This is a genomic window from Sorangium sp. So ce693 (assembly GCF_051521375.1).
Lineage (GTDB): Bacteria > Myxococcota_A > Polyangia > Polyangiales > Polyangiaceae > Sorangium > Sorangium atrum.
On record NZ_CP150347.1, the window covers coordinates 7,262,501 to 7,274,599 of the forward strand.

Genomic DNA, 12,099 nt, shown 5'->3' on the forward strand with positions numbered 1-12,099 from the left:
CACCCCGCTCCGGCAGCCGGCCAATAGGCCGGCTCCGGCGCGCGCCCCTTGCCGCGGAGGTGGCTCTGGAGCGTCAGCATCGACGCGATCGGCGCCGCGACGAGCACATGCGGCTGTTGCGCGGCAGGACCAAGAAACGTCCCATCAAGCCAGGGATCGTCGTGCGGGTGTTCATGGGGTTTCGCTCAGGTCGGGGCCCCGTCGATGGCCGTCGCCACGACCTCGGCGGAAACCAGGCCCACGGCGCGAGCCCGCCGTTGCCTGAACAAGGAGATAGCCCGGATGATACGCAGGGTTCACCTTCAGATCGTTCTCATCGCTTCTTTCTTTCTCTCGCTCTCGTTCGCCGGGATTCGCCCGAGCGCCGCCCGGTCGAGCCTGCCCTACTGGACCGAGCTCCCGCAGGGCGGCGCCATCCCCGACGCCATATGGGACGGCGCGAGTGCCTATCACCAGGGCCTCTTCTACATCTTCGGCGGATTGAACGGGACCTACCCGAATGACGAGCCCGTGGCCGATTTCAGCGCCTTCGACGTCGACACGCTCACCTGGTACGACCTCGGCCAGTACCCGGGCGGGCCGTCCGCCAGGGCCGAGTCGATGATGTGGTGCGTCGCCGAGGATGACGCGCTGATCGTCTCCGGCGGGAGAGGTCCTTTCCGGCGCGGGCTCGACCTCACGCACCAGGACACGTTCCGGTTCGATCCGGTGCATGGGTGGACGCAGATCTCGCAGAGCGCGGCCCAGATCGGGCGCGCCAACCGCTCCACGGAGGCGGTCGCCGTGCGAGAGAAGGGGAAGCACAAGACCGTCGCGTATGCCTTTTCGGGCTCGTCGTCGACGCTGCCGGCCTTCATCAACCGTCCGGACGGACTCCAGCACGACCTGGTCCGCTACAAGAACGGCTGGAAGCAGGTCGCGACCGGCTCGCCCGGCCCGCGCGCTCGAGCCCATCACCCGCTCGTCTACGCCCAGGGCTGGAACGCCCTGCTGGTCTACGGCGGATACACGAACGACGCCGTGAACGGGACCGGCCTGTTCACGCCGGAGAACTACCTCGGCGACCTCTGGATATTCGACGTCGGCACGGAGACCTGGGATCAGCTCGTCTTCGACGAGGCCGGCGGACCGGGCCACCGCGACAACGCGAAGCTGATCGCCGATGAGCACAACGACCGCATCTGGCTCTTCGGGGGAAGCCAGTTCGACGGTACCACCCTGTCCGATCTCTGGTACTTCGATCTCCACGCCGGGACCTGGACTCGCGTGGACACCGCGATGACGGGGCCGGCGCCGGCGCCGAGGTTCGGCCAGTTCTACTTCTCTCGCAAGACCGCCACGGCCTACGAGCTCTACATCTTCGGGGGAGCGACCGCGGAGTTCGCGCCGGTGCTGCTCAACGACATGTGGAGATTGACGATCCCCCTCGCCTGCGGCGGCTGATCGCGAGCGATCCCGGTGGGCTCGCTCGTGGACGAGCTGGCGGGCCAGCCGGATTGACGGGCGTGTGGCGCGCGTTTATCCGTGCGCTGATGGCCCCGAGCTCTCCCTTGCCCGCGCAGCCGCGGACGATCGATGAGGACGCGCGGCGGGGATCGGCGGGCGCCGCCGCCCCGGGCCCGGAGGCCGCGCTCATCGCGCGGGCCGTGGCCGGGGAGCCGGCCGCGGTGAGGGCGCTCGTCGATCTGCTGACGCCCACCATCCAGGAGCGGGTGATGCGGCCGCTGCTCCGCCGGCGGCGGGCCGCGGGGCACCGCGACGTCCGGCAGGAGGTCGAGGACCTGACCCAGAGCGTGTTCCTCGCGCTCTTCGCGGACCGCGGGCGCACGCTGCGCCAGTGGGACGCCGGCCGGGGGCTGCCGCTCGCGAGCTTCGTGGGGCTCGTGGCGGAGCGTGAGGCGTGCTCGATCCTGCGCAGCCGCCGCCGGAACCCCTGGACCGAGCAGCCCACCGAGGACGACGCGCTCGAGCGCGTGGACGGCGCCTCCGTGTCGCCGGAGCCCGCGGCGATCTCGCGCGAGCTGCTCGCGGCGATCGCCAGGAAGCTCCGCGATCGCCTGAGCGAGCGCGGGGTGGAGCTCTTCTATCTGCTGCTCGTCGACGAGCGATCGACCGAGGAAGCCTGCACCATCACCGGCATGACCGCGGACGCCGTGTACGCGTGGCGGAGCCGCATCGCCCGGCTCGTCCGGCAGATCGCCGCGGAGCTCGCGGCCGAGGCGGAGCCGAGAGGACACAGCGCCTCGCCGAGCGCTGCGAGCCCGGGAGGGGGACGATGAAGCGCGCTGCGAGCCCAGGAGGGGGACGATGAACGACGACGATCTGCTGAAGGCGCTGGCGCGCGTCACGCGCGAGCAGGACCGGGCGAGCGATCCGCGCTGGTCAGCGAGGGCGCTGGGGACGCTCGCGGCCGGCGAGCGCGATGCGCTGGAGGCGGAGGCGCAGCGCACCCCGGAGGACCGCGAGGCGTGGGAGGCGTCACGCCCGCTGGACGGCGAGGCGCGAGCGCGGATCGCCGACCGGATCCTGGCCGGGCTGCAGGTGAGCGCGGGCGAGCGAGGCGCGGAGACGGCAGGCGCCGCGGCGACTGGCGCGGGGACGGCAGGCACCGCCGCGGCGACTGGCACCGCGGCGGCAGGCGCGGAGGCGGTAGGCCCGCCACCTCCGGGACAGCGCACGGCGGCAGCGCGCGGCGGCGAGGTGCTCCCGCTCCCGCGAAAGCCGGGCAGGGCGCCCTGGCGGATCGCAGCGACGGCGCTGGCCGCGGCCGCCGCGGCGGTCCTCGTCGTGCGGCTCTCGCTGGAGGGCGACAAACACCACCCGCGCGGCCTGCTCGACGATCCGGGCGCGGTGGCCATGCTCCCGGTGCCCGCCTACGCCGTGACGCTCGCCGGCGGCGAGGTCAGCGAGCGCTCCGCCTCCAGCGCCGCCGGCGCGACCGCGCGGCTCGGGCCTGGCTCGAGGCTCGAGATCACCCTGCGGCCCGCAACCCGGGTCGACGGCCCCGTCGCCGTACGCGCCTTCCTGATCCAGGGCGATACGGCGCGCCCCTGGGACGTGCACGCCGACCTCTCGGAGCAGGGCGCGGCGCGCATCGAAGGCGACACGGAGACGCTCTTCTCCGGAGTGCCCGAGGGCGAGTGGGAGATCGCGATCGCGATCGGACGGCCAGCGGCGCTGCCAGACAGCGCGGCCGGACTGACGGACGCACGGCCGTCTGAGAAAAAAGATAAACCATTCCGAATCTTACGTTTCAAAGTGCTCCTCCTGCCACGCGCAGCGCCGCTCCCCCTCCCCACCGCCCGACCCGCAGCGCCCTCCAAGGACCCGTGACGCGCTGGCGAGCGCTCCGGCCCGCGCTGGGCGCAGCGATCCTCGGCGCGGCGGCGCTGGCGCCGGGATGCGACGCGCGCCGCCCGACGGGGACCTCAGCCCAGGCGACCTCCGGTGCATCCGAGGCCCCGGCGACAACGGCCCCGGCGACAACCGGGGCGCCCGCGCCGCCCCTCGAGGTGGAGTTCGCCGGCTGCAGCGCCGTGCACGCCGGCCCCGCCTGCGCGCTGCCAGACGACCGGACCCTCCGCATCTGGGTGAAGGCCCCCGCGGACGCCCGCGTCGCGATCGCCGTCGATGCGGCCGTCGTCGCGGACGCTCCGCTCGCCTCGCTCGATGGAGCGCGCGTCCAGGGAGGCGTGCTGGCGCGCGTCCCCGTCGCCGCGGGCGCCCGCGCCCTCTCGGTGACCGCCGAGCGGGGCGGCGGGCGCGCGTCGTTCCGCCTGGAGCTCCGCCCAGCCGTCGACGCGCCCCGGCTGAAGGAGGCCGAGGCGCTGCGCCGGCGCGGCGATCTCGACGCGGCGTCCTCGGCGCTCGACGCGCTGGCGTCCGACGCGGACCCCGCCGTCCAGGCCCTGGCGATCGGCAAGCGCGCGCGCGTGGACCTCGCGCGCGGCAGGATCCCGGAGGCGATCGCGGGCTTCGAGGCGTCGATCCGGGCGCACCGGGAGGCGGGGCGGATCTCCGACGAGTTCCTCGACCGCTTCGCGCTGTCGTACGCGCTCCTCTTCAACGGGCGCAGGTTCGCGGAGGCACGGGCGGCGCTCGACGCGCTCGGGCCGCTCGAGGCGAGCTACCCCGAGGGGCGCGCGGTGAAGCCGTACTACGCGGCGCTGCTCTCGTCCGAGGCGGGCGATCTGCGCGCGGCGCTCCGGCAGCTGGACGCGTCGGCGGCGGGCGCGGAGCGCCTCGGCCTGAGCGACCACCGGCTGCACGTGCTCCAGGAGCGCGCAGACGTGCTCCAGACCCTGGGGCGACCGCTGGAGGCGCAGGCGCTGCTGCGCGACGTGCAGGCGTCCTCCCCCGCCGGGCGGGCCCCGTGCGAGCAAGCCTCCCTGCTGAACGATCTCGGCTGGAACGCGCTGCAGGTCGCGTGGGCGAGCGGCGGCTCCAGCGAGCCGCGTGCGGGCGCCGAGCGGCCTCGATCCCTCGCGGACGCCGAATCGCCGCTCATGGCGGCGCTCGAGCTGTACGGGGCCGCGTGCCCGAAGCCGGCGAAGCGCGCGAACGCGCTGACGAACCTGGCCCTCGCCAAGCTGGAAGCGGGCCAGGCGGGCGCGGCGCGCGCCCTCCTCGACGAGGCCCGGCGGACGGACGCGCGCCCCGACGCCGGCGTGGCGATGTACTGGCTCGAAATCGAGGGGCGCGTCGCGCTGGGCAGCGGCGATCCCGCGAGCGCGCTCCAGATCTACGGCCGGCTCGCGCGGCTCGCGGACGCGAGCGAGCTGCCGGAAGGCCGCTACCGCGCGGCGCTCGGCCGCGGGCGGGCGCTCGAGGCGATGGGGCGGCTCGACGCGGCCGCCCAGGCCTACGAGCAAGCGGAGGAGTTGCGGGGCGACCTCGGCGCGCTCGTGCCGCTCGGGCAGGGCCGGGGCGGTTACCTCGGCCGCCTCGAGGAGAGCGCGCGGCGGCTCGTCGACCTCCTGCTCCGGCGCGATCCGCGCCGCGCCGTGCGCGCCGCCCGGCGGTCGCGCGCGCGGGCGCTCGCGATGCTCCGCTGGATCGACCGGATCGAGGCGCTCGGCGGCGAGGAGCGGGCGCGCTGGGAGCGCGCCCTCGCGGCGTACCGCGACGCGCGGGCGGCCTTCGACGAGGAGGGGCGCGACGACTGGCGGCTCTCGTCCGACGAGCTCGAGGCGGTCCGGGTGGCCCGGGCGTCGCGCGGGCGGTCGATCCGCGCGCGGCTGGAGGAGGCGCTGCTCCTGGTGCGACAGGGGGAGCCCGCGGCGGTGGAGGTCGAGGCGGCGCCGGCGCTGGAAGAGGGCGAGCTGATGCTCGTGCTCCATCCGATCCGCGAAGGATGGGCCGGCTTCGCAATCACCCGCGACGGCGTCGTGGCCCAGCGGCTGCCGGCGCTCGACGCCTCCGCCCCGGCCGCGGCGCTGGCCCCGCGGCTGCTCGCGCCGTTCGATGCGCAGCTGCGCGCCGCGACGCGACTCCGCGTCGCCGCCCATGGCGAGCTCGCGCGCGTCGACTTCCACGCCCTGCCCTGGGACGGCGCCCCGCTCGTCGCGCGCATGCCGGTGACGTATGGCCTGGATCTCCCCAGGCGCGGCGCGCGGCCCGCGGAGGGCGCCGGCGCGGGGCGAGCGCCGGAGCGCGCGCTCGTCGTCTCGGATCCGCGGCGCGATCTGCCGGCCGCGCGGCGCGAGGCGGACGCTGTCGCGGCGGCGCTCTCCGGGAAGGGGCTGCGCGTCGAGCGGCTGTCGGGCGGGCTCGCCACGCGCCGAGCGGTGGCCGACGCGCTGGAGGAGCCCGGGCTCGCGCTCTTCCACTACGCGGGCCACGGCGTCTTTGAGGGCCTCGACGGCTGGGACAGCAGCCTCGCGCTCTCCGGCGGGAGCGAGCTCGCCGTGGGCGACATCCTGGCGCTGCGCCGGGCGCCCGCGCGGGCGGTCCTGTCCGGCTGCGACACGGCGCGCACGGAGGCGGCGTCCGGGGCGCGGGGGCTCGGGCTCGGCCTGGCCCAGGCGCTGCTGATCGCCGGCGCGCGCTCGGTCATCGCGGCGACGCGCCCTGTCGACGACGCGCTGGCAGAGCGGGTGATGGCCGCGCTCTACGCCGGCGAGCGAGGAGAGCCGTGCGAGCAGCTCCGCGAGGCGACCCTCGCGGCGCTGCGCGCGGATCCGTCGAGCGACTGGGCGAGCTTCCGGGCGCTCGTCCCCTGACAGATCGGGCGAGGGATCGAGCTCTGTCTGTCAGAGGCCGGAAGGCGACGGCGAAGAGAAGATCGACCCCGGAAACGGCATACGGAGGATCTGAACGATGCGTACCTCGATTCTTGGTCTGAGCGCCCTTGTCCTCACCGCGTGCGGTCCATCGATGGATGCCACGCCTGTCGAGTCGGCCACGGAGACCGGCCAGGCGGCGCAGGCGCTGTCATCCGGTATGCGGCCGCAACGCCGGATCAAGGACGAGCCCATGCAACCGGCAGATCCTCAGTGCGGCGCGTGCGCGGCGTACGTCCTGAGCACTCGGACGCTGTACCTGTTCATCGCTCAGAGGGAGTCGATGCCCAACGTCTCGATGACGCTCTACTCGACGAGGGGTGTACCGCTCGCGACCTACAAGGTCGCTCCGAGGCCCGACGGCTCCGCGAAGGCCATCTACGCCTTGGACCAGGGGCTCGCCAAAGACGTGGCATGGGCCAGCGTGCGATGGATGGACCAGGGCGCAACGCAGGAGCTCCGCGCAGGCGTGCAGACGACGTGGAGCGGGTGGGCCGTCCTGGGCCAGCAATGACGGTCGGAGGCTGAAGAGAGGGCGGGCGCAGGGCCGTCGGAGCGACAACCGACGGCCGGCGCCGCATCGGCGCTGCGCGAGAGACGGCGACGGCGCCTGCCACGGTTGGCGGGCGCCATCGCTCGGGGCGGCCAGCGATAGCGATGACGCCGCTTGTCACCGCGGCGGCGTCACCTCGAGGACCTCACCCTTCAGGGATAGAAGTTCACCGGCACCTTGTTGCTCGCGCCGCTCCCGTTGCGCACGCGGATGTACCCGGGGCCGAGGCCTTGCGGGACCTGCACCGTGAGGCTCGTCGCGCTGATGCTGATCGGGTTACGGATGTTGGCGTTGTTGGCGCCAACGAACTCGACCTGCGCGCCGGGCCCGAAGCCCGAGCCGGTCAGGCTCACGGTCGTGTCCCAGTGCATGACGTCGGCGTTGTTGAAGTCGAGCCAGAGCCCGCCGCGCACGAACACGCCGGACGAGAGCATCGGGCTCTCCTGGAGGATCATCTGCTCGTGATCGAGGAAGTCGGTCGTCGGATAGTCGCCGTGCCACGCCATGATCGTCGTGCCCGAGGTGCCGTCCGGGTGGTGCAGGCCGAACGAGTGACCGAGCTCGTGGGCGACGGTCCCCTTCGGCACGCCGCCGCTGCACTGCCACGTGGCGTATCCGCAGTGGAGCGCGAGCGGCTCCCGCACGCCCGAGAGGGGCTCAAGCACCCAGTCGCCCACGAGGGCGTATCCGGTGTAGTCGCCCTGGAGGTTGGCGCCCGCCCAGCCGCCGCCGCCCTGCCCGAAGACCAGCGTGGACTGCCGCGCAGGGAAGCCGCCGACGGCCTGTGACACCGCGTTGAGCCAGTTCGGGAGCTCCTGCGGGTTGCTCTGGCAGGCGCTCGTCGGCGTCGGGCCGCAGCGCATGGTCAGGTAGTTCTGGGACGAGCGCACAGGCTGGACGAAGCCCACCAGGTGGAACGAGCCGCCCGACTCCTCGCGGTACCAGCCGCGCAGCTCGTCGAGGTACGTGTTGATGGCGTCGACGTACTCCTGGTGATACCGCTGGTCGCTCGGATAGACGTAATACGCCCTCACCGGGTAGACCTCGCCCGCCGCGAGCTGCGCCACCTGCGCGTCGCTCAGGGACTGCTGGTAGAGGCGGACCTCGTCGATCAGGCCATCGTACGCGTTCCAGCTGGGGTGTCCGCCGATGACGATCGGCCGCGTCGATTGCTGAAGCGCGCCCGACGCGGGCGTCGACGCGCGGAGCACGCCGTTGACGTAGAGCTTGAGCGCAGCGCCGTCGTACACGCCGGCGACGTGCGCCCACGCGTTGGCGACGGCCGGGGCCTGGACGATCGCGCGCCGGCCGGCGCCCCCGTCGGGGAAGGCCACGGAGAAGAAGTACTTGCCGTTGTCGATGCCGAGCAGGAACGAATCCGCGGCGTACCACTGGTTGACGATGGTGCGACTCCCCGTCACGCTCCGCGGGTTGACCCAGGCCGCCGCCGTGATCCGGTCCTGGAAGTGGAGGTAGCTCCTCCCCTCGCTGCTGATCTCGACACGATCCCCTGCCCCGTCGAAGTCGCCGGCCGACAGGGACCATCCGGGGCTGCAAAGGCGGCGGCCGGACATCACGCCGAACGCCCCCCGGCCCGAGTCCTCGCGAACGCGCGTGATCGCGCCGGCCGCGCAGGTGTCGAAGCTCCAGTAGGCCGCCGGCGTCGGCAGGCTGGCCCGGTCCGCCACGAGCGGGCTGGAGGCCTCAGCGATCGCCTCGTCTTCAGGCTCATCCGCAGGGCCGGCCGCGACGCAGCCCGAGAGGCTCGCCGCCAGGGTGAGGACGATCGATCGAGCTACCGTGTGCATGGGAGTCCGCATGGGAATGGATGCCTTTCTCGCCTGGCGCGCGCGCTCCTCGTCGGAATGCGGAGCGCGCCGGCCGTGCCAGTGCCGTGGAAGAAGGCAGCGCTCAGGATTTCGTCCCGAGCCGTCCGCCTGCCTGCCTGTTACTTCGCCGCGGCTCCCCGGGGCCTGACATGGGCCGAGAAAAAAAGGATGGCGGGGGCTCCGCCCGGGAGGAGAGACCGGGCGGTCGCGCCGCCGGCCAGGTGCGCCGAGCCCAGGCCCTCAGGCCCGGGCGCTGTACGGGCAGCCGTGAGCTCTCACGGCGGCCGCCGCGGGCTCCGTCACCACGGGCTCCGCAGCGGGCGCCCCGCGCCCCGCCGGCGCCGCGCGTACGACGCTCGACGGCTCCCGCCGCTTCAGGATCATGCGCATCCCGTTCACCGGCTGGAGCGAGATGAAGCCGCGGCAACGCGGGTCGAAGCCGGGGACCAGCCGGAGCCGGTAGCGCTGGAGCGCCATCGCGACCATGATCTTGCCCTCGAGCTGCCCCATGAACTCGCCCAGGCAGATCCGCTGGCCGGCGCCGAAGGGGATGAAGGCGAGCTTGTCGTCCGCGCTCCGCCGGTGGTTCGCGAAGCGCTCGGGCTTGAACTCCAGCGGATCGCTCCAGAACTCCGGGTGCCGGTGCGTGACCCACGGGACGATGGCCACCGTCGACCCCGCGGCGACCTGGTAACCGCCGATGACGTCGTCCTCCAGCGGGCTGCGGAGGATGAACGGCACGGACGGCAGGAGCCGGAGGCACTCGTTGAAGACCATGGTGAGGTAAGGCATCGACTCGAAGTCCTTCGCCGTCGGAGGCCGGCCGCCGAGGACGCGGTCGATCTCGTCGGTGAGGCGGGCGTACACCTCGGGGTGCTGCGCGACCTGGTACAGCGCCCACGAGGCGGTGACGCTCGATGTCTCGTGGCCGACCATCAGGATGGTCTTGATCTCGTCCCGCAGCTGCGCGCGGTCCATCTTGGCGCCGGTCTCGGGATCGACCGAGTTCATGAGGCGGACGAGCACGTTGTCCTCGCCGCCGGCGCCGCGCTGGTAGCCGTCGATGATGCCGTCGATCACGGTGTGCACGCGATCCATGGCCCGGCGGAAGCGCAGGTGGCTGGGCAGCGGCCAGGACAGGGGCGGGTTGACCAGGGAGTACATACGCTTGAGCGCGATCGACAGCGCATATTTGAACGCTTCGCGGACGGTGTCCGTGTGGGCCTCCAGCGCCGCGCCGAAGAACGCCTCGCCCGCGATACCGAACGTCACGTCCATCATGTCGTCGTTGATGTCGCGCTCGAACTCGCCCGGCTGGGCGTCCCAGCGCCGCAGCACCGCTTCCATGTGTTCGACGATGATGGGGACGAACTTGAGCGTGTTGGCGTGGTTGAACTGGGGCTGGACGTGCCTTCGCTGGCGCCGCCAGAGCTCGCCCTCGCTGTTCACGAGGCCCCAGCCGAGCACGGGGGCGAGCTCGTGGTAGCGCTTCCCCTTGGGGTAGTTCCGGACGTTCGTGCGAAGGACGTGCGCGATGTCGTTCGGGTGAAACGCCATGACGAAGTCCTCGGCCCCGGGCGCCCGCAGGCGCACGACGTCGCCATACCGCGCGAAGAGGTCCTCGTAATGACGCATGTTACCGGTCCTGAAGTTCGCCAGGTACCGCAGGCTGGCGAGCGGGCCAGGGCCCGGGGGCTGCCGATCGAGCGTGGCACTCATGATTCCTCCTTCTTCGCGAGCTCCAGGGAAGCTGACGTGAGCTGGTCAGCGCGGGCCTGCGCCGAGCGCGCCCCGACGCCGCCGATCGCCGCGGTCAGATGCACAGCGAGCCTCCGCCGTCGACGGTGAGGGTCGCGCCGTTGATCCTCCGCGCACCGTCCGAGAGCAGCAGCAGGACGGCCTCGGCGACATCGTCCTCGGTGCAGAGCCGGCCGCCCGGCGTGCGCGACTCCCAGTACGGGAGGATCCGCTCGTGATCCGGGTAGTTGCTCGTCACGTGGCCGTAGATCGGCCCGGCGGAGACGCAGTTGACCTGCACGTTGCGCGGGGCGAGCTCGACGGCGAGCGCGCGCGTCAGCGACTCCACCGCGGCCTTCACGGCGCCCATGGCGCCGAAGTGCTCGAGGTACCTCGACGAGCCGTTCGACGAGAGCGCGACGATCCGCCCGCCGCCGTGGCGCTCCATCAGGCGCGCCGCGCGCATGGCGCACAGGTGGTAGCCGATGACGTTCGTGCGGAAGGCCAGCTCCCAGTGCTCCGGGGTCGTCTGCTCGAGGGGGCCGAAGCGGCCGTTCGACGCGTTGCTGACGAAGTGGTGCAGCTCGCCGACCTCGCGCGCGATCGAATCGAAGAGCCTGTCGATGTGCGCGGGGTTGGCGACCGAGCCCCAGACGTGCACAGCGTCGCCGCCGGCCCCGCGGATCTCGTCGGCGACCGCCTCGCCGTCGTCCCGCGAGTGGAAGCTGTTGACGACGACCCGCGCGCCGGCGCGCCCGAGCTTCGCGGCGATGGCGCGGCCCAGCCCGCGGCTCGATCCGGTCACGAGGACCGTCTTGCCCGCGAGCGCTACCCCGGGGGCAGGGAGCGCCCGCTGCGCCGCAGGGGCCGCAGGCGCGCGCGCCGCGGCGATCTGCGCGGGCGGCGCGGAGTCGACGAGGCGCGCGAGATCGCCGACCGTGCGGGCCTCGTCGAGCGCCGCCTCGAGCACGGCCGGCTGGGCGCCGCGCTGCCAGAGGAGCGCGCGGAGCTCGTCGCGCCGGCGGCGGTCGACCCCGAGGTCCTCCTCGAGCCGCGCGTCGGGGACGAGCAGATCGACCGGGTGGCGGGTCGCGTCCGCCAGCGCCTGGACCACGACATGGAACGCCTCGCCGGCGTGGCCATTGGCGTGGTTTCCGGCCTCGACGTGGCCATTGGCGTGGTTTCCGGCCTCGACGTGGCCATTGGCGTACCTTCCGGCCTCGACGTGGCCATTGGCGTACCTTCCGGCCTCCCGATGGCCGTTGGCATGCCCTCGGGCTTCCACATGGCCATTGGCGTGCTTCGCTGCCTCCGCATGACCATTGGCGTCGTTTCCGGTCTCCACGTGACCATTGGCGTGCTTCGCCGCCTCCGCATGGCCGTTGGCGTGGTTTCCGGTCTCCACATGACCATCGGCGTGCTCTCCGGCCTCCGCGCTGGCCGCGATCGTTCGCGACAGGAACTCGCTGACGCGGGCCACCGTGCGCAGCTCGTCGGGCGCCGCCTTGAGGGCGTTCGGGAGACCGAAATCCGCGCGCAGCGTCGCGAGGATCTCGCCGCGCTTCACGGAGTCGATACCGAGGTCCTGCTCCAGATCGGCGTTGGCGACGACGACCTCGTCGGGGTAGCGCGTCATGCGCACGAAGACGGAGCGGACATGGTCGAGAAGATCATGAGATTGCATCGTCGAAACCTCGTG

8 protein-coding genes are annotated in these 12,099 nt (G+C 72.9%); 5 read left to right on the forward strand and 3 right to left on the reverse strand.

Going from position 1 to position 12,099, the window contains the following annotated elements; all coding sequences use genetic code 11:
* Positions 1–282: 282 nt before the first annotated feature.
* From WMF14_RS27045 to WMF14_RS27065, 5 genes are all read left to right on the forward strand, one after another.
* Positions 283–1,443, forward strand: coding sequence for a Kelch repeat-containing protein (locus WMF14_RS27045; protein WP_437790648.1), 1,161 nt, complete (start codon positions 283–285; stop codon positions 1,441–1,443).
* Positions 1,444–1,532: 89 nt separating this feature from the next.
* Positions 1,533–2,279 (forward strand): RNA polymerase sigma factor, encoded by a 747-nt coding sequence (locus tag WMF14_RS27050; protein WP_437790650.1) that lies wholly within the window; start codon positions 1,533–1,535, stop codon positions 2,277–2,279.
* 28 nt (positions 2,280–2,307) lie between these two features.
* The gene (locus WMF14_RS27055; RefSeq protein WP_437790652.1) at positions 2,308–3,333 is read left to right on the forward strand and encodes a hypothetical protein; all 1,026 of its coding nucleotides are present in this window, start codon (positions 2,308–2,310) and stop codon (positions 3,331–3,333) included.
* The gene (locus WMF14_RS27060) at positions 3,330–6,221 is read left to right on the forward strand and encodes a CHAT domain-containing protein (protein ID WP_437790654.1); all 2,892 of its coding nucleotides are present in this window, start codon (positions 3,330–3,332) and stop codon (positions 6,219–6,221) included. Before WMF14_RS27055 ends, WMF14_RS27060 begins: the two co-directional genes overlap by 4 nt.
* A gap of 97 nt (positions 6,222–6,318) precedes the next feature.
* A complete protein-coding gene (locus WMF14_RS27065; RefSeq protein ID WP_437790655.1) occupies positions 6,319–6,795 on the forward strand; it encodes a hypothetical protein in 477 nt (158 codons plus the stop codon).
* 191 nt (positions 6,796–6,986) lie between these two features.
* Here the strand turns inward: WMF14_RS27065 and WMF14_RS27070 are convergent, their stop codons facing one another.
* The 3 genes from WMF14_RS27070 to WMF14_RS27080 form a co-directional block, all read right to left on the reverse strand.
* Positions 6,987–8,642: a LamG-like jellyroll fold domain-containing protein gene (locus WMF14_RS27070; RefSeq protein ID WP_437790657.1), complete on the reverse strand. Its 1,656-nt coding sequence runs from the start codon at positions 8,640–8,642 to the stop codon at positions 6,987–6,989.
* Between the two features lie 261 nt (positions 8,643–8,903).
* Entirely contained in the window at positions 8,904–10,382 is a 1,479-nt protein-coding gene (locus tag WMF14_RS27075; protein WP_437790659.1) for a cytochrome P450, read from the reverse strand.
* A gap of 94 nt (positions 10,383–10,476) precedes the next feature.
* A complete protein-coding gene (locus WMF14_RS27080) occupies positions 10,477–12,084 on the reverse strand; it encodes an SDR family oxidoreductase (protein ID WP_437790661.1) in 1,608 nt (535 codons plus the stop codon).
* Positions 12,085–12,099 lie beyond the last annotated feature (15 nt).